Here is a 22197-nt window from a genome sequence, read left to right as displayed (position 1 = left end):
AAGAAAGAGAACATCATGAGCACTATCGAGATCAAGGTACCGGACATCGGCGGCTTCAAGGACGTCGCCATCATCGAAATCAGCGTCAAGGCAGGCGACAGCGTGGAACAAGAGCAGACGCTGATCACGCTGGAGACCGACAAGGCGACCATGGACGTCCCCTCTCCCGCCGCCGGCGTGGTGAAGGAGATGAAGATCAAGGTCGGCGACAAGGTCAGTGAGGGTTCCGTGATCCTGCTACTGGAAAGCAGTGCCGCTGCTGCGGCACCGGCCAAGACCGCGCCAGCCCCTCAAGCCGCCGCACCTGTCGCCGCACCACAGCCAGCCCCGACACCCGCTGCAAGTGTCGCCAAGGGCGACCTCCACGCCGAAGTCGTCGTGCTCGGTGCCGGCCCCGGCGGATATACCGCTGCCTTCCGCGCCGCCGACCTCGGCAAACAGGTCATCCTGATCGAGAAGCACGCCACGCTGGGCGGCGTCTGCCTGAACGTCGGCTGCATCCCGTCCAAGGCATTGCTGCATGTCGCCAAGGTGATCAACGAAGCGGAAGAAGTCAGCCACCACGGCGTGACCTTCGGCAAGCCGAAGATCGATATCGACCTGATCCGAGGCTGGAAGGAAAGCGTGATCGGCAAGCTCACCGGCGGCCTCGCCGGACTGGCGAAACAGCGCAAGGTGCAAGTAGTGCGCGGTATCGCCAAGTTCACTTCGCCCAACTCCATCGCGGTGCAAACTGAAGAAGGCGAGAAGATCGTCACTTTCGACAATGCTATCGTCGCAGCGGGTTCCAGCGTGGCGCGCATCCCCGGCTTCCCTTACGACGACGAACGCATCATCGATTCCACCGGCGCATTGGCACTGAAGGATGTGCCGAAACGCATGCTGGTGATCGGTGGCGGCATCATCGGTCTGGAGATGGCGACGGTGTATGAAGCACTGGGCGCGAAGATCTCGGTGGTCGAGCTCATGGACCAGCTGATGCCGGGCGCGGACAAAGACATGGTCAAACCGTTGCACACACGCATCGCCAAGCGTTACGAAGCCATCATGCTGAAGACCAAGGTCACCAGGATCGAGGCAGAGAAGAAAGGGCTGAAAGTCACCTTCGAAGGCGAGCAGGCTCCCGCTGAACCTCAGCTTTATGACAAAGTCCTGATGGCGGTGGGCCGCCGTCCGAACGGGCGCGAGATCAATGCCGAAGCGGCAGGCCTCGTCGTCAACGAGCGCGGCTTCATCCCGGTCGACAAGCAGATGCGCACCAACGTGCCGCACATCTTCGCCATCGGCGACATCGTCGGCGACCCGATGCTGGCGCACAAGGCGGTGCACGAGGGCAAGGTCGCGGCGGAGAACATCGCCGGACATAAAGCCTTCTTCGAGCCGCTCACCATCCCGTCCGTGGCCTATACCGATCCGGAAGTGGCATGGATGGGTCTCACCGAGACGCAAGCCAAGGCGCAAGGCATCGAGTACGAAAAGGGCGTCTTCCCGTGGGCCGCTTCCGGTCGCGCGCTGTCCATCGCACGCGAGGAGGGTTCCACCAAAGTGCTGCTCGATCCGAAGAGCCGCCGCATCCTCGGTGCCGGTATCGTTGGCACCAATGCGGGCGAACTGATCGCCGAGGCCGTGCTGGCACTGGAGATGGGTGCAGACATGGAAGACATCGGTCTCACCATCCACCCGCACCCTACGCTGTCCGAGACATTCAACTTTGCGGCCGAGATGGCGGAAGGCACCATCACCGACCTGCTGCCGCCGAGAAAGAAGTCCCACTAATTGGAAGCACTGACCCACTGGCTGAACAGCGACCTCAGCCTGTGGGGCCTGTTCATCTCCAGCCTGCTGGCCGCCACGCTGCTGCCCGGCGGTTCCGAAGCAGTGCTGTTCGGCGTACTGAAGCTGCACCCGGAACTGTTCTGGCCAGCACTCCTGATCGGCACGTTGGGCAACACGATAGGCGGCATGATCTCGTTCGGCATGGGCTGGCTGCTGCCGCAGACACAACAGCTCAAGCATGTGGACAAAGTAAGGAGACACGGCACGCCCGCACTGCTGCTTGCATGGGCACCCTTGATCGGTGATGCATTATGTCTGGCGGCAGGCTGGCTACGTTTGAATCCCTGGCACGCAGCCTTGTTCATGCTGGCCGGGAAATTCGGGCGTTATCTTGTGGTCGCGCTGACCACCTGATCACTGCTTGAGTTTGCGTTCGATCGCGGCTTGCGTCGACAACACGATGTCTTGCAGCGGACCGCCCAGTTTCACAGCGCGCTGCACGAACGGTAGCGCCTCCGCATCTCGCCCCATGTCGGAAAGCGTCTGCGCCAGATTATTGAGCGCGGCGACCGAATCCGGATGCGATTCGACGGCGCTCCTGAATTCAGCCTCGGCCTCATCCATGCGCTTCATCATGTAGGCGACATTACCCAGGGCGATGCTCACACCCAGACTGCCTGGCCAACGCTGCTTCGCTGCAAGATAGGCCGTGCGGGCGGCAGGCAGTTGCCCCGTCTTGCCGAATGCATTGACCGCAGCGACATAACGCGACTCCTTTGCCGTGTACGGCACCTTCCCCGGTGACAGCGCAACCATCGCCCAGTGTGCACTGCGCGCCCAGGTGTTCTCGAACGCCAGCAGCGACATGCGCTGGACGCGCTCGCGCCCCGAACGAAGGATGATCTCCTTGTCATCCAGGTCGTAACCGATGACCACCGCGTAATGCCAGACCGGATACCAGTCCAGCGCCAGGTTCTGCAGCACCACGACCGGTGTGCCGCGCGCGACCTCCTCCAGCACCTCGCCCAGCACCGGCGACATCTGATAGGCCACCAGACCATGGCGTCGCGTCGCACCGAGCATCTCGACCTGCAATGACCCTTCGCGTTCCGGCAGATAGACTTCCGGCCTGAGCACCTCCGGATCGACATCAATGCCGGCATGCTCCATGACCATCGCCAGTGCAGCCGGGCCGCACTGGTAATCTTCCTGCGCAAAGAACGGCACTTCGGAAAGCTCGACCTGGCGCGGCAACGATGCCGCCTTTTCCTCGGACAAGGCAGCCGGGGGCGGCAGCGTCCTGCATCCCGCTGCCATCAGAATGAATATGCCAGCCAAAAGGCTGGCATAGACTCTGGACATCGCGGATCAGCGTACCGAGCGTGTGAACGGGAATATCTTCGTGTAACCGAGGATGTCTGTGACCAGCAGAACGATGAAGATGAATACCGCAGTACCGAGGATGTCGCCACCGGCCGGCAACTGATCCAGCTTGCCCGCGACCTGCAACACTTCCTCGTCCGTCAGCGCATCGACTCGCGCCTGCGCTTGCTCTGTCGTGACGCCGCGATCTTCCAATTGCGCACGCACATCGTCGCGATTCACCAGCGCCATGATCTTTGCGCGCCCCTGTTCAGCCAGGGCATGGTCGACTACCACATCCGTTTCCACCATCGCGGCATTGGCAGTCAACGGCATCGCCATGCAAGTCATGAGCACCATCATCACGCGGCTGGTCCAACGCATGAAACCGGAATTTTGCATCGTCATCTTGAATCCTCCTGAACGGGTTGAAGAACGGTCATACACCGATATGTTCGCGGGCAAACAGCACTTGCCGCAGAGCCATACTAGCAGGCGCTCATCCGCTTCCGCAATGGCTAACTTGACCCGGTCAGTTCGCGTAGCCGATCTTGCGCAAAGCTTCGAATATCTTTGTGGCAAGCACCGTATGCCCCTCCGCATTCGGATGGATCTGGTCGCCCTTGAGCAAGGGATCGGAAAGCACCTCGGCGATGGCATCCTCGATCAGCGGCACTTGCAGTGATCCCGCCACCCTGCCATAGAATTCCGGCGGGGCAAGATTGCGCAAAACGGCCCCGGCAAGACTAGGTTGCGGTGTTGCCACCATCACCACCTGAGCCCCCTCCGCCCTGCTCTTCACCACCATGCGCGCCAGATTCTCTTCCAGCTGCTGCACCGGCAAGCGGCGCAACATGTCGTTGCCGCCCAGTGTCAGCAGTACCAGCGCGGGCCTGTGTTCTTCGAGCAACGCGGGCAATCGCTGCAAAGCATCGCCACTGGTGTTTCCGTTCACGCCACCGTTGATCACCTGCCAGCCGGTGCGTTGCGCCAGCAAGGCGGGCCAGGCTTGCTCCGACTTAACGCCCGCGCCGGCGGTGAGGCTGTCACCCAAGGCCAGCACCACGCTGCCGGGCGGCAAAGCTGGCAGTTTCTCCGCCTCGCCGCAGCCGGCCAGCATCAACGCCAGCGCGAGCAACAACCAGCGCATCATTGCGCCCCCTTCAGCATCGCCACACCCCACGCCACGCCGAAGCCGTTCACCTCGCTCGCGACGATACCCAGCCCGCCTTCGCAGCGGCTGGATGACAGATCCACATGCAGCCAAGGTGTGTCGTGCTCGACGAAGCGCTTCAGGAAGCGCGTGGCGAGGATGTGGTCGGCATCACCGGTCAATGTGCATTGCTTGATGTCGGCCACTTTGGAATCAAGCTCGGCTTCGTAGTCCTCATCCTGCGGGAAGGCGCACAGGCGCTCGCCGCTCAGCTTGCCGGTGTTCACCGCACGCTGCGCCAATTCGTCGCTGCTGGCGAACACGCCTGAATAACGCGCACCCAACGCAGCCGCCATGCTGCCGGTCAGCGTGGCGAAGTCGATCATCAAATCCGGCTTGGCGCGCGAAGCCAGCGTCAGCGTATCAGCCAGCACCATGCGGCCTTCGGCATCGGTGTGGATGATCTCGATATGCGTGCCGTTCAGCGCCTTGACGATGTCGTTCTGCTTGTATGCCTTGGGGCTGATATGGTTCTGCGCGATCGCCAGCCAGCAGTCGATATTCACCGCCAGCTTCTGTTCGTTCGCCGCGAACAGGATGCCGAGCGACACTGCTGAACCATTCATGTCCTCGTGCATGTTGTGCATGTAGCGCGACGGCTTCAGGTTGTGGCCGCCGGTATCGAAACAGATACCCTTGCCCACCAGCGCGACAGTCTGTTTCGCCTTCGGATGTTTGTAGGTCAGATGCACGATGGCAGCGTCCTCGGGATCGCTGCCCTGCGCCACTGCAACGAACGCGCCCGCCCCCATCTTGCGCAACTTCTTCATGTCGAACTCTTCATGCTTCCAGCCCTTGGCCTGCGCCAGCTTCCTGATGCGCTGACGATACAGCCCCGGCGTCAATTCATTCGGTGCCGTCACCGTCAGCTCGCGACACAGCAGATTGCCTGCCGCCTGCGCCTGCAGTGCGGCGAACGGTTTCTTGTCCACCACACCTACCAGCACGATCTTCTGCAAGGGCTTGCGCTCGTCCTTCTTCTTGCGCATCGGCAGCAGCGCGCTGTTCACCCATGCACCGTACACCGCCAATTCAGCAGCACGTTGCGCCGTCGCGCCGGACACGACGATAGCGATCTGCCTCGGTTGTTCGTCCAGCAGCAACTGCAAGGCCTTGCGCACCAGCACCTGCTGCGCGAAAGCATCTTTCTCCGCATCCAGCATCGCCCAAGCAACCAGCGTCCCGTCCGCTGCATTCGCAGCGACAGGCGATTTCGCCAGCTCATCCGCCTTCATGTCGCGGCGTTTGAGCACGCTGGCGAGCAGTGCGGCATGTGCCGCATCCTTGGGTAATGTCTTGCCCTTGGGCAGCAGCACCAGCAGGTGAGCAGTGGCGGGCAGGGTCTTGGATAGGGTCAGTTGTGCTAGCATTGCGGCCTCGAATTTAGTCAATGAACGCCGCGATTATACGGGCTACCCCATGCGCCAATACCTCGACTTGATGCAGCACGTGCTGGACCACGGCACCACGAAATCCGACCGCACCGGCACCGGCACGACCAGCGTGTTCGGCTACCAGATGCGCTTCGATCTCTCGCAAGGTTTCACGCTGGTCACCACCAAAAAGTGCCACCTGAAATCCATCATCCATGAACTGCTGTGGTTCCTGCAGGGCAGCACCAACACCAAGTATCTCAAGGACAACGGTGTCAGCATCTGGGACGAGTGGGCGGACGAGAACGGCAACCTGGGGCCGGTGTACGGCAAACAGTGGCGCTCGTGGGAGGCTGTCGATGGCCGCGTGATCGACCAGATCAAGATCGCCGTCGACCAGCTCAAGACCAATCCAGATTCGCGCCGCATCATCGTCTCGGCCTGGAACGTGGGCGAGCTGGACAAGATGGCGCTGGCACCGTGCCACGCTTTCTTCCAGTTCTATGTCGCCGACGGCAAACTCTCCTGCCAGTTGTACCAGCGCAGCGCCGACATCTTCCTCGGCGTGCCGTTCAACATCGCCAGCTATGCGCTGCTGACCATGATGATGGCGCAAGTGTGCGGGCTGAAGTACGGCGATTTCGTACACACCTTCGGCGATGCGCACCTCTATTCGAACCACATGGAACAGACCGCGCTGCAACTGTCGCGCGAGCCGCGCGCGCTGCCGACCATGAAGATCAACCCGGAGGTGAAAGACATCTTCAGCTTCAGGTTCGAGGACTTCACGCTGGAAGGCTACGACCCGCATCCCGCAATCAAAGCTCCGGTGGCGGTGTGAGCCTCTCCCTCATCGTGGCGATGGCGCAGAACCGCACCATCGGCGTGAACAACACCCTGCCCTGGCGCTGCCCGGAAGATCTGAAGCACTTCAAGGCACTGACCATGGGGCATCACATGATCATGGGACGCAAGACTTTCGATTCCATCGGCAAACCGCTGCCGGGGCGCACCACGGTGATCGTCACGCGTAATGCCGGGCTGCAGGTGGCAGGCTGCCTCGTCGCGCACTCGCTGAATGATGCCATCACCGCCTGCAAGGATGACGATGAGATATTCATCGTCGGCGGTGCGGATCTGTACGCACAGGCACTGCCGCTGGTCGATACGCTGTACATCACCGAGATCCAGCAGGAGGTGGACGGCGACGCGCACTTCCCCGAGTTCGACCGGAGTGCCTGGCTGGAAATCGCGCGCGAGGTGCGCAGCCAGACCGAACCGCAGCCCCTACAATTCCACTTCGTCACCTACCAGCGACGATAGTCGACAATCTTTCCTGCAACAGCCCGCCTCATGCGGGCTGTTTTGTTTTCGCCCCTATCTTTCAACCATTTATCAGTATCCAGCCCAAGCAACACAACCATCTTTGTCGACATAAACCATACTTTCTTGCCATTTGGCAATGTTTTGGTGCTAGCATTCGGCCACTTTGTCGACAATCGGAGTTTCCCAGTGTTGATCCCCCATCCCCCATCCGCCACCCTGTCCGACCTGGCCACGCACAAACTGGCGCAGAGCATCGTCACCGGCGAACTGGCGCAAGGACAGAAACTGAACGAAGCCGAATTGGCAGAGCGCTTCGGCATGGGACGCGGCCCGTTGCGCGAGGCGTTGCGCCATCTGGAAGGCATGCGGCTGGTGAAACGCACCCCGAATGCCGGCGCGCGCGTGGTGGTGCTGGACCGCAAGACGTTGTCCGACCTGTATACCGTGCGTGAAGCGCTGGAAGGCATGGCCTGCCGCGTCGCCGCCGCACAGATGACGGACGACGAGATCGCCGAGTTGAGCGCCCTGCTCGACAAGCACGAAAAGCAGATCGCCAAACAGGGCGGCAAGGTCTACGCCCAAAGCGAAGGGGACCTCGACTTCCATTTCCAGATCGCGCGCGGCAGCGGTAACCAGATGCTGATGGATATGCTGGGCAGCGAGCAATACCAGTTGCTGCGCATGTGCCGCTACCGCACCAGCCGCAACGCGCAGCGCACCAAACCTGCACTGAACCAGCACCGCCAGATCGTCGAAGCACTGGCGAACCGCGATGGCGAACTGGCCGAACTGCTGATGCGCCGTCACATACAAGGTGCATGGCGCAGCATCAGCGAAATGATCGATAAGGAAGAAAAGGAAGTCGCATGACCTTGCTTGGCCGTCATTCCGGCGCAGGCCGGAATCCAGCAAGAAGAACAATTCCGCGTAGCGGACAAAACCCAACTGCATGTTGGATAACTACACTGGATTCCGGCCTGCGCCGGAATGACGAAGTTTGAAGATTCACGGAGAAAACTGATGACACAGAAACCAAACACCCCCGGCAACAAACTGCGTCAGGCCGTCGCAGACAACCATCCCCTGCAAGTCGTCGGCGCGGTCACCGCCTATTGCGGCATCCTCGCGCAGAAGACCGGCCACAAGGCGCTGTACCTGTCCGGCGGAGGCGTGGCCGCTTCCTCGCTCGGCATCCCCGATCTCGGCATCACCACGCTGCACGACGTGTGCGAAGACACGCGCCGCATCACCGCCGCGAGCGACCTGCCTCTGCTGGTGGATGTCGACACCGGCTGGGGCGGCGCTTTCAACATCGCGCGTGCCACGCGCGAAGTGGCGCAGGCCGGCGCGGCCGGTTTCCATATCGAAGATCAGGTGATGCAGAAACGCTGCGGCCATCGTCCCAACAAGGCCATCGTGAGCCAGAGCGAGATGGTGGATCGCGTGAAGGCGGCGGTGGATGCGCGTGTGGACGGCAGCTTCGTGATCATGGCACGAACCGATGCGCTGGCCGTGGAAGGCATGACATCCGCCATCGAGCGTGCGCAAGCCTGTGTCGAAGCCGGAGCCGACATGATCTTCCCTGAAGCGATGAACACGCTGGAACAGTATGCCCAGTTCACCAAAGCGGTGAACGTGCCGGTGCTGGCCAACATCACCGAGTTCGGCGCGACCCCGCTGTTCACCACCGAACAACTGGCAGGCGTCGGCGTGCAACTGGTTCTTTACCCGCTCTCCGCCTTCCGCGCGATGAGCCAGGCGGCGCTGAATGTGTATCAACACATCCTCGCCGACGGTACACAGCAGAACGTCGTGCCTACCATGCAGACGCGCATGGACCTCTATGACTACCTCGGCTACCACGCTTACGAGCAGCAGCTCGACCGCCTGTTCGCCGAAAAAGGTGCAGATTAACCATCAAGCAAGGGAGCAAGCGATGACCGAAGAGACCACCTTACCCAAGCCGAAAAAATCCGTCGCCCTGTCCGGCACCGTCGCAGGCAACACCGCGGTGTGTACCGTAGGCCGCACCGGCAACGATCTGCACTATCGTGGTTACGACATCCTCGACTTCGCCGAACAAGCCGAGTTCGAGGAGATCGCGCATCTGCTGATCCACGGCACGCTACCCAATGCTGCACAACTCAAAGCCTACAAAGCAAAACTGCGAACACTGCGCGGCCTGCCGCCTGCACTGAAACAGGCACTGGAAGCGCTGCCTGCCAGAGCACACCCGATGGATGTGATGCGGACCGGCTGCTCGGTGCTGGGTACGCTGGAACAGGAAGCCGAAAAGCACGACCCGGCGCAGACCAAAGAGATACTGGATCGCCTGATGGCCAGCTTCGGTTCCATGCTGGTGTACTGGTATCACTACAGTCACAACGGAAAACGCATCGAGGTCGAGACCGATGACGATTCCATCGGCGGTCACTTCCTGCACCTGCTGCACGGCAAACCGGCGAAAGCCTCGTGGGTGCGCGCGATGCACACTTCGCTGATTTTGTACGCAGAGCATGAGTTCAACGCCTCCACCTTCACCGCACGCGTGATCGCGGGCACCAACTCCGACATCTACTCCTGCATCACCGGCGCCATCGGCGCGCTGCGCGGCCCCAAGCACGGCGGCGCGAACGAGGAAGCCTTCCGCATCCAGAGCCGCTACAAGAGCGCAGACGAAGCGGAAGCGGACATCCGCGAACGCGTCGGCCGCAAGGAGATCGTGATCGGTTTCGGCCATCCGGTGTACACCATCTCCGATCCGCGCAACGTGGTAATCAAGCGCGTGGCGAAACAACTCTCGGATGAGAACGGCAATACGTTGATGTACGACATCGCCGACAGACTGGAAACCGTGATGTGGGACCTGAAGAAGATGTTCCCCAACCTCGACTGGTTCTCCGCTGTGTCCTACAACCAGATGGGCGTACCGACCGAGATGTTCACCCCGCTGTTCGTGATCGCACGCGTCACCGGCTGGGGTGCGCACGTGATGGAACAACGCGCCGACGGCAAGATCATCCGCCCGAGTGCGAACTATGTCGGGCCGGAGAACCTGAAGTGGGTTCCCCTGGCTGAGCGCGGCTGAGAAAGGCATCATGAACAGTAAATACCGTAAACCTCTGGCCGGAACCAAACTGGACTACTTCGATACGCAGGCCGCCGTCGAAGCCATCCAGCCCGGCGCTTATGCCAAGCTGCCTTACACTTCCAAAGTGCTGGCCGAACAACTGGTGCGCCGCTGCGAACCGGATGAACTGACCGATGCGCTGAAGCAACTGATCGAGCGCAAGCGCGACCTGGACTTCCCCTGGTATCCCGCGCGTGTGGTGTGCCACGACATCCTCGGCCAGACCGCACTGGTGGACCTCGCCGGTCTGCGCGATGCGATTGCCGATCAGGGCGGCGACCCCGCACTGGTCAACCCGGTGGTGCCGACCCAGTTGATCGTCGACCACTCGCTGGCCGTGGAAGCGCCCGGTTTCGACAAGGATGCCTTCCGCAAGAACCGCGAGATCGAAGACCGCCGCAATGAAGACCGCTTCCACTTCATCGAGTGGACCAAGACCGCGTTCAAGAACGTCGATGTGATCCCCGCCGGTAATGGCATCATGCACCAAATCAATCTGGAGAAGATGTCACCGGTGATCCAGGCGCGCGAAGGCGTTGCCTTCCCCGATACCTGCGTGGGCACCGACTCGCACACCCCGCACGTCGATGCCCTTGGCGTGGTCGCCATCGGCGTCGGCGGTCTGGAAGCCGAGACCGTGATGCTGGGCCTGCCTTCCATGATGCGGCTGCCGGACATCGTCGGCGTGAAGCTGGTGGGCAAACGCCAGCCCGGCATCACCGCCACCGACATCGTGCTGGCGCTGACCGAGTTCCTGCGCAAGGAAAAAGTGGTCGGCGCCTGGGTCGAATTCTTCGGCGCAGGTGCGGACAGCCTCTCCATCGGCGACCGCGCCACCATCTCCAACATGTGCCCGGAGTATGGCGCTACGGCGGCGATGTTCTACATCGACAAACAAACTATCGACTACCTGAAGCTGACCGGGCGCGATCCCGAACAGGTCGCCCTCGTGGAGAACTACGCGAAGACCACCGGTCTGTGGGCGGACCAGATGGTTGCCGCCGAATACGAACGTGTGCTGCAATTCGACCTGTCCAGCGTGGTGCGCAACATGGCAGGCCCCTCCAACCCGCACCGCCGCCTGCCCACCTCCGCCCTGCACGAGCGCGGCATCGCCGACGAAGCCAAGCTGGCAGCAGGCAAGGCCGAAGAAGCGCAAGGACTGATGCCGGATGGCGCGGTCATCATCGCAGCCATCACCTCCTGCACCAACACCTCCAACCCGCACAACGTAGTGGCCGCCGCATTGCTGGCAAAGAAAGCCAACGCACTGGGTCTGCTGCGCAAGCCCTGGGTCAAGACTTCCTTTGCGCCCGGCTCCAAAGTCGCCGAGCTGTATCTGAAAGAAGCGGGCCTGCTGACTGAACTGGAGAAGCTGGGCTTCGGCATCGTCGGCTTCGCCTGCACCACCTGCAACGGCATGTCCGGCGCACTTGACCCGAAGATCCAGCAGGAGATCATAGACCGCGACCTGTACGCCACCGCCGTGCTCTCCGGCAACCGCAACTTCGATGGCCGCATCCATCCCTATGCAAAGCAGGCCTTCCTCGCTTCGCCACCGCTGGTGGTCGCTTATGCGATCGCAGGCACGGTGCGCTTCGACATCGAACAGGATGCCCTGGGCACCGACAAGTCGGGCAAGCCGGTCACACTGAAAGACATCTGGCCTGCCGACGAGGAGATCGACGCCATCGTTGCTGCCAGCGTGAAGCCGGAACAGTTCAAGCAGATCTACACACCGATGTTCGACCTGGGCGTGATCGAAGCGGCAAAGAGCCCGTTGTACGACTGGCGTCCGCAGTCCACCTACATCCGTCGTCCGCCCTACTGGGAAGGCGCACTGGCGGGCGAACGCACGCTGAAAGGCATGCGTCCGCTGGCCGTGCTGCCGGACAACATCACCACCGACCACCTGTCGCCTTCGAACGCGATCCTGCGCGACTCGGCCGCCGGTGAATACCTGGCGAAGATGGGCCTGCCGGAAGAGGACTTCAACTCTTACGCGACGCACCGCGGCGACCACCTCACCGCGCAACGCGCCACGTTCGCCAACCCGCAACTGGTCAACGAGATGGCCGTGGTCAACGGCGAGGTGAAGAAAGGCTCCCTCGCCCGCGTCGAGCCGGACGGCAAGGTGATGCGCATGTGGGAAGCCATCGAGACCTACATGGGACGCAAGCAGAATCTCATCATCGTGGCCGGTGCCGATTACGGCCAGGGTTCCTCGCGCGACTGGGCGGCCAAAGGCGTGCGCCTGGCCGGTGTGGAAGCCATTGTGGCGGAAGGTTTCGAGCGCATCCACCGCACCAACCTGGTCGGCATGGGCGTACTGCCGCTGGAATTCAAGGCGGGCGATACGCGCAAGACTTACGCAATCGACGGCACCGAGACTTTCGATGTGGAAGGCAGCATCGCACCGCGCGCCGCGCTGACCGTAGTGATGCACCGCAAGAATGGCGAGACCGTGCGCATCCCGGTGACCTGCCGACTGGATACTGCTGCCGAAGTGCGCGTGTATCAAGCGGGCGGTGTGTTGCAGCGCTTCGCGCAGGACTTCCTCGAAGGAGCGGCATGATGCGCATCTCAAAAAATTCAAACTCCGTCATTCCGGCGAAGGCCGGAATCCAGCGGTTATATAAAAAAAGCAGTTTTATCAGCGCGTCGCACTGCTCTTATTTATTGCTGGACACCGGCCTGCGCCGGTGTGACGAATTACTAGAGGTGTCCTGATGTCCCACGCCCCACAAATCAAAATCCCCGCCACCTACATGCGCGGCGGTACTTCCAAAGGCGTGTTCTTCCGCTTGGAAGATCTGCCGCAGGCAGCGCAGGTGCCGGGCAAGGCGCGCGACAAACTGTTCCAGCGCGTGATCGGCAGCCCCGACCCCTATGCCGCGCAGATCGACGGCATGGGCGGTGCGACCTCCAGCACCAGCAAGTGCGTGATCCTGTCCAGGAGCACGCGCCCCGGCCATGACGTGGATTACCTCTACGGCCAGGTCTCCATCGACAAGGACTTCGTCGACTGGAGCGGCAACTGCGGCAACCTCTCCACGGGCGCAGGCGCTTTCGCGATCCATGCCGGCTACATCGACACTGCGCGCCTTAAAGATGGCGTCTGCACCGTGCGCATCTGGCAGGCCAACATCAGCAAGACCATCAACGCGCATGTGCCGGTCAGGAACGGTCAGGTGCATGAGACCGGCGATTTCGAACTGGACGGGGTAACCTTCCCCGCCGCCGAGATCGTGCTGGATTTCATGGACCCGTCCGACGAGGGCGAAGAAGGCGGCAACCTGTTCCCCACCGGCAATCTGGTCGACCAGCTCGATGTCCCCGGTGTCGGCAGTTTCCCGGCCACCATGATCACCGCGGGCATCCCGACCGTGTTCGTGAATGCAAAGGATATCGGTTACACCGGCACCGAACTGCGCGAAGCCATCAACACCAACCCGGCCGCACTGGCGCGGTTCGAGAAGATCCGCGTGGCGGGCGCATTGCGCATGGGGCTGATCAAGACCCCCGAAGAAGCCGCAACCCGCCAGCACACCCCGAAGATCGCCTTCGTCGCACCGCCTGTTGACCATGTGTCTTCGAGCGGCAAAACGATCAAAGCGTCGGAAGTCGATCTGCTGGTGCGCGCCCTGTCGATGGGCAAGCTGCACCATGCCATGATGGGCACGGCAGCCGTTGCCATCGGCACGGCCGCGGCGATCCCCGGCACGCTGGTGAATCTGGCCGCGGGCGGCGGCGAACGTGATGTGGTGAAATTCGGCCATCCTTCCGGCACCTTGCGGGTCGGTGCGGCCGCCAGCCAAAACGGCGGCGAGTGGAAGGTGGAGAAAGTCACGATGAGCCGCAGCGCGCGCATCCTGATGGAAGGCTATGTGCGTGTTCCGGGAGATAGTTTTTAGATTCGTTTTAACCGAATAACTTTTTTTGCCCGCATGGGCTGCACCATCAGGGAGGATTCGAAATGAGTTACCAATCAGAGTATGACCGTTCGATGCAGGATCCCGAGGGCTTCTGGCGTGACCAGGCAAAACAGTTGGAGTGGTACAAGTTCCCGCAGCAGATTCTGAGCAAGGATGCCGACGGCATCGGCCACTGGTTCGCCGACGGCGAGATGAACACCGCCTACATGGCGCTCGACCATCATGTGAAGAACGGGCGCGGCAACCAGACTGCGATCATCTACGACTCCCCCGTTACCAACACGAAAGCGAAGATCAGCTACGCCGAGCTGACCGACCAGGTCGCGCGCACGGCGGGCATGCTGGCCGACCTGGGCGTGGTGAAAGGCGACCGCGTCATCATCTACATGCCGATGATCCCCGAAGCGGTGGTCGCCATGCTGGCGGTGGCGCGGCTGGGCGCGATCCACTCGGTGGTGTTCGGCGGTTTCGCGCCGCCCGAGCTGGCCGTGCGCATCGACGATGCCACCCCCAAGGTCATCATGACCGCATCGTGCGGCATCGAGGTGAAGAAGGTCATCGAATACAAACCGCTGGTGGACAAAGCCATCGACCTCGCCGCACACAAACCGCAAAGCTGCGTGGTGCTGCAACGTCCGCAGGCGAGCGCATCGCTCGTCGCCGGGCGCGACCACGACTGGACGACCTTGCTGGCGAAAGCCAAGGCGGTCGGTTGCACCCCGGTGAAAGGCAGCGACCCGCTGTACATCCTCTACACCTCCGGCACCACCGGCAAACCGAAAGGCGTGGTGCGCGAGAACGGCGGCCATGCGGTGGCGCTCAACTACAGCATGAAAGCCATCTACAACGTGGAAGCGGGCGACGTGTTCTGGGCCGCGTCGGACGTGGGCTGGGTGGTCGGCCACTCCTACATCGTGTACGGCCCGCTGCTGCACGGTTGCACCACGATCGTCTATGAAGGCAAACCCATCATGACGCCGGATGCGGGTGCGCTGTGGCACATCATCTCCGAGTACAAGGTGAAGTCCTTCTTCACCGCGCCCACCGCCTTCCGTGCCGTGAAGAAAGAAGACCCCGATGCCTTGTTGATGAAGCCGTATGATCTGAGCAGCCTGCAAGTCATCTTCTCCGCAGGCGAACGCCTCGACCCGCCCACGCAGGAATGGCTGACCGAGAAGAGCGGCAAGACCGTGGTCGACCACTGGTGGCAGACCGAGACCGGCTGGGGCATCACCGCCAACCTGTGGGGGGTGGAGCCGCTGCCGGTGAAACTGGGTTCTTCCACCCTGCCGACGCCGGGCTTCGACGTGCGCATCCTGGACGAGAACGGCAAACAACTGGCGCGCAATGAGCAGGGCTACATCGCCATCAAGCTGCCGCTGCCGCCCAGCTGCATGAACCGCGTGTGGGGCGACGACAATAAGTTCCGCGACAGCTATCTGCAATTCCTGCCCGGCTACTACACCACTGGCGACGGCGGCTACATCGACGACGAAGGTTATGTGTTCGTGATGGGCCGCGTGGACGACGTGATCAACGTGGCGGGACACCGCCTCTCCACCGGCGAGATCGAGGAAGTCGTGGCTGGACACCCGGCCGTGGCCGAGTGCGCCGTGATTGCGCGCGACGACGAGTTGAAGGGGCAGATACCGATGGGGCTGGTGGTGCTGAAATCCGGCGTCAGCGTAGACGAAACACAGCTGGGACAGGAACTGGTCAAACGCATCCGCGACAACATCGGCGCCATCGCCTGCTACAAGGACACGGTGATATTGAAACGCCTGCCCAAGACCCGCTCCGGCAAGACGCTACGCAAGACGCTGAACGGCATCGTCAATGGCAAGCCTTACAACGTGCCTTCGACCATCGACGACCCGGGAGTGATCAACGAGATCATTGAGACGTTGCGTAGTAAGAAGATCGTTGCTTGAGCGAAAACTAAAACCCCGCCATATCTAGCTTGGCGGGGTGAAGTCATAGGAACTGCTTGTCGGCGAAAACAGCTGGTGATGGAGACAATCCAGACAGCTGGATTATTCATGCTTAGCACAACACGAAGTGCTCTAGAAGTCAGCGCTCTGAAGAAACAAATTCGATTGGCTAATTACGGATTCGCATGCTGCTCAATTATGCTTGCTACCGCGTGGCTACCTGCAGGCAACAAAGTGACAACTCCAGCCTTCTCATCAAAGTGAATAAGCTTTTCTTTATGTAAGACTTTCAAAGTTTTTTTGTAGTAGGTTTTATTGGTTGATTCCGTCCACTTCATCAGATTCTCAATGGAAACATCCATTTCTGTGGATGATGCCAACAATAGAATCTGTTCTTTCAAGTTCATTTTTGGAGACAATACTTTTTTTAGTCCATTACTATCCCATACCAAAGGTGTGCTTCTCTGTGCGAGCGCATCTACCGCAATTTGAGCCTCTTCCAATGTGCCCGTATGAAACACTCGAACAAGCTCTGCCATAATCCAATTGACCATCGTAAGCATTAACGTGGCATCTACCGCATTCGCATCTACATCACTACCTACATGTCCAACTCCTCGGTTGTTTCTGATCTCGTATAGCGCTGGAAGCATTCGAGGAATTAGTATCTGAAAACTTCTTGGCAAGGACGTTTCGTTTTCAAGTTTCCTGCATGCCTCAGCCATATTTCTTGGCTTGGATGGCGAGATTGGGTAATTGCCGTCTACGTGGCCTTTAATTATGGAATAGGCTATTTCACATATTTTTCCAGCGCTGAGCTCGGCAGGCTCCCACCGATGCTCCATATAGTTTTGAGTGAGCTTTTTATACTCCTGAACCAATGGAGTTCTTAACCCTTCGGGTAGGGAGCCTAGGAGTGTTTTGAGTTCAGCCATATTAATTGATGCCTAACTTACGCTTACCCTCTTCAGTCACGTAAAACTGCTTTCCTTCTTTTTCACAGAACCCCTGTTTAACATTCTGATTCAAATTTTCAGCTGCATTACCAAGTCGTTTTTGATTTGCAGTACCTAGGGCTGAGGTTACATCTTTGGTCTGCAGCCTGTTCTGCCCCTTCGATTCGAGCCAGATGGCAGTCGCAAGAAATTTAAGATTTTGATTTGTATCTGCACCTTTCTCCTTCAGCCAAATTGCTAACGGCTTGGAAGATATTTCAGCATGGCCTGATAAATTTGCCGCTTCATGACTAGCGCCATTAATACCTAGGGCAGCGGGTATAGCTGGAATAGGGGCTAACGACATCAGGTTTTCAGCTCTCTCGAGAATTTTATCTAACTGCTCAGACAGCCAAGATGATTCTCCTTCGCCAGAGAAGGAAATCTGTCCAATTGTAATTTCAATTTTCGCTTGCCCCATTTCTGCACCCCTTTCCATCAGTTAAGTAATACCCTAGCAATATCCATCTCAGCGAAACTTAGCAGGAAATCCCCCTATTAACCATATGCCAAAATATATAGGTCATAGACTGCATATGTTGTGAGAGTCACCAGGTGATGCATTGCATGTATCTGCAAGAAAGTGTGATTGTGATTGATCAAACCTGCTCGCGTATAATCGCGCCGCCATGTCAGCCCCCCTCTCCTCCCTCGAACTGCTCGCTCCCGCCAAGACCGTCGCCATCGCGCGCGAGGCGATCTTGCACGGGGCGGATGCGGTGTATATCGGTGGCCCTTCGTTTGGGGCACGCGACAAGGCGGGCAACAGCCTGGCCGACATCGCGGAGCTGGTGCGTTATGCGCATCGTTTCCACGCCAAGGTCTATGTCACGCTGAACACCATCCTGCACGATGCGGAGCTTGAGCCTGCACGCAGGCTGGCGCAGGACTGCTACGACATCGGTGTGGATGCGCTCATCGTGCAGGACATGGGGCTGCTGCAACTCGACCTGCCACCCATCGACCTGCATGCCTCCACGCAATGCGACATCCGCACGCCGGAGAAGGCGAAGTTCCTCGCCGATGTCGGTTTCTCGCAACTGGTGCTGGCGCGCGAATTGACCATCGAGGAGATCATCAAGGTGCGCGCGGCGGCGCCCAGCGACACAGTGATCGAGCATTTCATCCACGGCGCGTTGTGCGTCGCGTATTCCGGCCAGTGCAACATCAGCCACGCACACACCGGACGCAGTGCCAATCGCGGCGACTGCTCGCAGGCCTGCCGCCTGCCTTACACGCTGGAAGACGACAAGGGACAGATCGTCGCGTTCGAGAAACACCTGCTGTCGGTGAAGGACAACAATCAGAGCGCGAACCTGCGTGCACTGGTCAAGGCGGGCGTGCGCAGCTTCAAGATCGAGGGGCGCTACAAGGATGCGCCGTATGTAAAGAACATCACCGGCCATTACCGCCGCCTGCTGGACGAGATCCTGGAGAACCGCCACGACCTGCATGCGGCTTCCAGCGGCACCACGAAACTGTTCTTCACACCGGATCCGGACAAGACCTTCCATCGCGGCGCGACCGACTATTTCGCCAACGGCCGCCAGATCGACATCGGCGCGTTCGATGCGCCCAGCTTCGTCGGCCTGCCGTTGGGCAGCATCAGCAAGCTCGGGCCGGACTGGTTCGAGATCGAGACCACCGAACAGCTTTCGAACGGCGACGGCCTCAACTACCTGCACAAACGCGAGACGCGCGGCTTGCGCGCAAACACGGTGAAGCAGGTGGGCGCGGCATGGCGCGTGTGGCCGAACGAGAAGATGGCTGAACTGACTGGATTGCGCGTCGGCCTCACCATCAACCGCAACAGCGACCACGCGTGGGAGATGGCGCTCAGCAAGAAGTCGGCGGAGCGCAAGATCGGCGTGCACGCCACGCTGGCGGAAACCGCGACGGGTTACACGCTGACCTTGCACGACGAGGACGACATCGAAGTCAGCGCGAGCGCCGACTTCGACAAGCAACCCGCGAAGCAACCGGAAGAAGCAGAGGACGCCGTACGTGCGCAGCTCGCACGCATGGGCAATACCGACTTCGAACTGGAAGGTGCAGACGTGCACTGGTCACAACCGCAGTTCATCCCCTCTTCGCTGCTCAACACCTTGCGCCGCGATGCCGTGGAAAAGCTGGAGGCCGCGCGCCTGGCTGCGTATGTGCCGCTGCCGCGCAAGGCGGCGGTGCAACCGCCTGCCACCTATCCGGAAGAAACGCTCTCCTTCCTCGCCAATGTGTACAACAGCGCCGCGCGCGACTTCTACGCGCAGCACGGCGTGAAGCTGATCGCCGCCGCCTACGAGGCGCACGAAGAGCCCGGCGAAGTCCCACTGATGATCACGCGCCACTGCATCCGCTATTCGCTGAGCCTGTGCCCGAAACAGGCCAAGGGGGTGATCGGCGTGCAGGGCCAGGTGCGCGCCGAGCCGATGACGCTGGTCAACGGCAGTGAGCGCCTGCGTCTGGAATTCGATTGCCGCAAGTGCGAGATGCACGTGATGGGCAAGGCGAAGAAGTACATCCTTAAATCACCTCCGCCTTCCATTATCCCGCTCACCTTCCACAAGCAACGGCCGTCCGCCTGACCGTGACGAGCATGCGGGTCCGGCATGTTCCCTGTCGCCAAAGCGAAGTTGAATCAAGGAATTCCTGCGCTATTCGCGGCACGAAAGCCGTACTTTTCAACTATCCTTGCCCCTCGCCCTGAATAAAGTAAAGCAATGAACGCCACCACCGAGCAGAACACTTCCGAGACGACCTTCCTGGGACTGGCCCCTTTCCTGCGCGCCAGCGTCTCCGGACAAGACCTGAAACCCTATGCCGAAGCCCTGCTCGCCGAAGCGCAGCAGAAGCAGACCGACGGCCAGTTGTGGATGAACCTGTCGGTCGCCATGCAGTGCATCGGCCAGCGCGACATCGGCCTGTCCATCCAGGCCATAGCGCTGGAGCAACAGCGCATCTACCGTCTACCGGCGATGCAGCAGCCTGTCCTCACGCGTTTGCTGGTACTGATGGCACCCGGCGACATCGCGGCCAACACGCCCATCGACTGCCTGCTGGAACGCACGGACGTGGACCTGATCCTGTATTACGTGAGCCAGCCAGACCCGCTCGCATTGCCCATCCCCGAACACGATGCGGTACTGGTCGCCATCAGCGAATCGGATGCCAACCGCGCCACACTGCTCGCTCTGGAAGAAAAGTTGCATGACTGGCCGCAACCGGTCATCAACCAGCCGAAGCACATCCCCTGCGTCGGTCGCGATGCGGCCAGCGAACTGCTGCGGGATGCAGCCGGTATCGAGATGCCGCCTACACTGCGCTGTGGACGCGAAGTGTTGCAGGCGATCGCCGCAGGCCAGACCACGCTCGCCGCGAACTTCCCCGGCAACGACTATCCGATCATCGTGCGCCCCTACGACTCGCAAGCGGGACGCGATCTGGCGCGCATCGCCTCGGCGCAAGAACTGGCGGCGTATCTTGCCAAGGTACAGGCAAGCGATCTCTTCATCGCGCGTTTCGTCGACTACAGCGGCGACGACGGCCTGTTCCGCAAATTCCGCATCGCGCTCATAGCCGGCCAGCCCTACGCCTGCCACATGGCCGTGTCCGGCAACTGGATGATCCACTACCTCAACGCGGGCATGTACGAGGACGCGAACAAACGCGCCGAGGAACTCGCCTTCATGGAACACTTCGACGACTTCGCGCAACGCCATCGCAATGCGCTGGACGAGATATACCGCCGCACGGGTCTGGACTATCTGCTCATCGACGGCGCCGAGACGCGCGACGGCAAGCTGCTCATCTTCGAGATCGACCACACCATGGTCGTGCACGCGATGGACCCGGAAGAACTGTTCCCCTACAAACAGCAGCACATCGCCAAGGCGCGCGATGCCTTCCGCGCCTATCTGCAACGCCTGACCGCGAGCCGCCATGGCTAAGCCCAGCAACCGGCTGAACTTCTCCGGCGGGCCCGGCGCGCTGCCGGAGACCGTGCTGCAACAAGTACAGCAGGCCATCATCGCCGTGCCGGAAGTGGGACTTTCCATCCTCGGCATCAGCCACCGTTCCGACTGGTTCGCCGCCGTCGTGCAGGAACTGGAAGACAACATCCGCACCCTGCTCGGCCTGAACAAGGACTACCACGTGCTGTTCCTGCAAGGCGGCGCGACGCAACAGTTCTCCATGATCCCGATGACGCTGTTACGCGGCAAAAAAACGCCTGCGGACTATCTGCACACCGGCTACTGGAGCGGCAAGGCGCTGGCCGAAGCGAAGCGCGAAGGCCCGGTGCGCGTGCTGTGGAGCGGCGAAGCGAACCACTTCGACCGCCTGCCGACCGATGCGGAACTCGACTACTCGCCGGACGCGCCCTATCTGCACTACATCTCCAACGAGACCGTGGAAGGCCTGCAGTTCCAGCGCGTGCTCGGCCGCGACGACGTGCCGCGCGTGTGCGACATGTCGTCCGATTTCCTGTCGCGCCCCTGCGCGGCGGACCGCTACGCCATGATCTACGCGCATGCGCAGAAGAACATCGGCCCCGCCGGGGTGACGGTGGTGCTGTTGCGCGACGAGATACTGAAGGACGCACCGGACGACCTGCCCGGCTTCCTCGATTACCGCAGCCACATCAAAGCCCACTCCATCTTCAACACCCCGCCGGTGTTCTCCATCTACGTGGTGTTGCTGGTAACGCGCTGGTTGATGAACGAGATCGGCGGACTGGAGCGAATGGCCGCGCTTAACACACAAAAAGCCGAACTGCTGTATCGCGCACTGGATGAGAGCGACGGTTACTATCGCGGCCACGCCGCCATCGCCGACCGCTCGCAGATGAACGTATCCTTCAACCTGCCCAGCAAGGAACTGGAGCAACGCTTCCTGCAGGATTGTTCCGCATCAGGCTTCTCCGGCCTGGGGGGACACCGCTCCATCGGCGGCATACGCGCCTCGCTCTATAACGGCTTGACGCTGTCGGCGGTGGAAGAGCTGTCTGGATTCATGGCGGAGTTCAGGAAGGCGAACGGCTGATCGTCGCCCGGAAACACGCATCTCATCCTTGCATATTGAAAGACAGCATTTAAATTGCAGCACACATCCGGCGTTATCATTACTGCGCCGAATGGTCACAACCAGCCTTCTCTCACACC

At 60.6% G+C, this 22197-nt stretch carries 20 protein-coding genes; 14 read left to right on the top strand and 6 right to left on the bottom strand.

Features of this window, described 5'->3' with window-relative positions; translation table 11 throughout:
• Positions 1 to 15 precede the first annotated feature (15 nt).
• Together lpdA and ACYPYQ_RS02380 are read left to right on the top strand one after the other, a co-directional pair.
• Positions 16 to 1776: a dihydrolipoyl dehydrogenase gene (gene lpdA, locus ACYPYQ_RS02385; RefSeq protein WP_459718928.1), complete on the top strand. Its 1761-nt coding sequence runs from the start codon at positions 16 to 18 to the stop codon at positions 1774 to 1776.
• Positions 1777 to 2190: a YqaA family protein gene (locus tag ACYPYQ_RS02380; protein WP_459718925.1), complete on the top strand. Its 414-nt coding sequence runs from the start codon at positions 1777 to 1779 to the stop codon at positions 2188 to 2190. It begins immediately after the preceding gene.
• Here ACYPYQ_RS02380 and ACYPYQ_RS02375 read toward each other — a convergent pair whose 3' ends face one another.
• From ACYPYQ_RS02375 to ACYPYQ_RS02360, 4 genes are all read right to left on the bottom strand, one after another.
• The gene (locus ACYPYQ_RS02375) at positions 2191 to 3138 is read right to left on the bottom strand and encodes a PA2778 family cysteine peptidase (protein ID WP_459718922.1); all 948 of its coding nucleotides are present in this window, start codon (positions 3136 to 3138) and stop codon (positions 2191 to 2193) included.
• Positions 3139 to 3144: 6 nt separating this feature from the next.
• On the bottom strand, positions 3145 to 3546 hold the full coding sequence (locus ACYPYQ_RS02370) for a PA2779 family protein (RefSeq protein ID WP_459718919.1): 402 nt from the start codon (positions 3544 to 3546) through the stop codon (positions 3145 to 3147).
• 124 nt (positions 3547 to 3670) lie between these two features.
• A complete protein-coding gene (locus tag ACYPYQ_RS02365) occupies positions 3671 to 4291 on the bottom strand; it encodes an arylesterase (RefSeq protein ID WP_459718916.1) in 621 nt (206 codons plus the stop codon).
• Positions 4288 to 5721 carry a M17 family metallopeptidase gene (locus ACYPYQ_RS02360; protein ID WP_459718912.1) on the bottom strand — a complete coding sequence of 478 codons (1434 nt, stop codon included), beginning with the start codon at positions 5719 to 5721 and terminating at the stop codon, positions 4288 to 4290. Before ACYPYQ_RS02360 ends, ACYPYQ_RS02365 begins: the two co-directional genes overlap by 4 nt.
• A 49-nt stretch (positions 5722 to 5770) precedes the next feature.
• Between ACYPYQ_RS02360 and ACYPYQ_RS02355 the strand changes: the two genes are divergently transcribed.
• The 9 genes from ACYPYQ_RS02355 to ACYPYQ_RS02315 all read left to right on the top strand — a co-directional run bounded on the left by ACYPYQ_RS02355 (position 5771) and on the right by ACYPYQ_RS02315 (position 16046).
• A complete protein-coding gene (locus tag ACYPYQ_RS02355; protein WP_459718909.1) occupies positions 5771 to 6565 on the top strand; it encodes a thymidylate synthase in 795 nt (264 codons plus the stop codon).
• Positions 6562 to 7047: a dihydrofolate reductase gene (locus ACYPYQ_RS02350; protein ID WP_459718907.1), complete on the top strand. Its 486-nt coding sequence runs from the start codon at positions 6562 to 6564 to the stop codon at positions 7045 to 7047. Before ACYPYQ_RS02355 ends, ACYPYQ_RS02350 begins: the two co-directional genes overlap by 4 nt.
• A 189-nt stretch (positions 7048 to 7236) precedes the next feature.
• Positions 7237 to 7920 carry a GntR family transcriptional regulator gene (locus ACYPYQ_RS02345; RefSeq protein ID WP_459718904.1) on the top strand — a complete coding sequence of 228 codons (684 nt, stop codon included), beginning with the start codon at positions 7237 to 7239 and terminating at the stop codon, positions 7918 to 7920.
• Between the two features lie 150 nt (positions 7921 to 8070).
• Complete coding sequence (prpB, locus tag ACYPYQ_RS02340; protein ID WP_459718901.1) at positions 8071 to 8964, top strand: methylisocitrate lyase; 894 nt, start codon at positions 8071 to 8073, stop codon at positions 8962 to 8964.
• 22 nt (positions 8965 to 8986) lie between these two features.
• Positions 8987 to 10138, top strand: coding sequence for a bifunctional 2-methylcitrate synthase/citrate synthase (prpC, locus tag ACYPYQ_RS02335; RefSeq protein WP_459718898.1), 1152 nt, complete (start codon positions 8987 to 8989; stop codon positions 10136 to 10138).
• A gap of 10 nt (positions 10139 to 10148) precedes the next feature.
• Entirely contained in the window at positions 10149 to 12755 is a 2607-nt protein-coding gene (gene acnD, locus ACYPYQ_RS02330; RefSeq protein WP_459718895.1) for a Fe/S-dependent 2-methylisocitrate dehydratase AcnD, read from the top strand.
• A complete protein-coding gene (locus tag ACYPYQ_RS02325) occupies positions 12752 to 12910 on the top strand; it encodes a hypothetical protein (protein ID WP_459718891.1) in 159 nt (52 codons plus the stop codon). The genes acnD and ACYPYQ_RS02325 overlap by 4 nt, the downstream gene beginning before the upstream one ends.
• Complete coding sequence (gene prpF / locus ACYPYQ_RS02320; RefSeq protein WP_459718888.1) at positions 12910 to 14094, top strand: 2-methylaconitate cis-trans isomerase PrpF; 1185 nt, start codon at positions 12910 to 12912, stop codon at positions 14092 to 14094. Before ACYPYQ_RS02325 ends, prpF begins: the two co-directional genes overlap by 1 nt.
• A gap of 62 nt (positions 14095 to 14156) precedes the next feature.
• The gene (locus ACYPYQ_RS02315; RefSeq protein ID WP_459718885.1) at positions 14157 to 16046 is read left to right on the top strand and encodes a propionyl-CoA synthetase; all 1890 of its coding nucleotides are present in this window, start codon (positions 14157 to 14159) and stop codon (positions 16044 to 16046) included.
• 173 nt (positions 16047 to 16219) lie between these two features.
• Here ACYPYQ_RS02315 and ACYPYQ_RS02310 read toward each other — a convergent pair whose 3' ends face one another.
• Positions 16220 to 16981 (bottom strand): hypothetical protein, encoded by a 762-nt coding sequence (locus ACYPYQ_RS02310; RefSeq protein ID WP_459718882.1) that lies wholly within the window; start codon positions 16979 to 16981, stop codon positions 16220 to 16222.
• A 1-nt stretch (position 16982) separates the two neighbouring features.
• The gene (locus ACYPYQ_RS02305; RefSeq protein ID WP_459718879.1) at positions 16983 to 17462 is read right to left on the bottom strand and encodes a hypothetical protein; all 480 of its coding nucleotides are present in this window, start codon (positions 17460 to 17462) and stop codon (positions 16983 to 16985) included.
• Between the two features lie 208 nt (positions 17463 to 17670).
• Here ACYPYQ_RS02305 and ACYPYQ_RS02300 point away from each other — a divergent pair, with 208 nt between their 5' ends.
• The 3 genes from ACYPYQ_RS02300 to ACYPYQ_RS02290 all read left to right on the top strand — a co-directional run bounded on the left by ACYPYQ_RS02300 (position 17671) and on the right by ACYPYQ_RS02290 (position 22078).
• Positions 17671 to 19623 (top strand): peptidase U32 family protein, encoded by a 1953-nt coding sequence (locus ACYPYQ_RS02300; RefSeq protein ID WP_459718876.1) that lies wholly within the window; start codon positions 17671 to 17673, stop codon positions 19621 to 19623.
• A gap of 135 nt (positions 19624 to 19758) precedes the next feature.
• On the top strand, positions 19759 to 20985 hold the full coding sequence (locus ACYPYQ_RS02295; RefSeq protein WP_459718873.1) for an ATP-grasp domain-containing protein: 1227 nt from the start codon (positions 19759 to 19761) through the stop codon (positions 20983 to 20985).
• Positions 20978 to 22078, top strand: a complete 1101-nt coding sequence (locus ACYPYQ_RS02290) for a phosphoserine transaminase (protein WP_459718869.1) — start codon at positions 20978 to 20980, stop codon at positions 22076 to 22078. The genes ACYPYQ_RS02295 and ACYPYQ_RS02290 overlap by 8 nt, the downstream gene beginning before the upstream one ends.
• Positions 22079 to 22197 lie beyond the last annotated feature (119 nt).

This window comes from Sideroxyarcus sp. TK5 (genome assembly GCF_054601595.1).
This window is presented reverse-complemented; position numbering and strand designations above follow the sequence as displayed.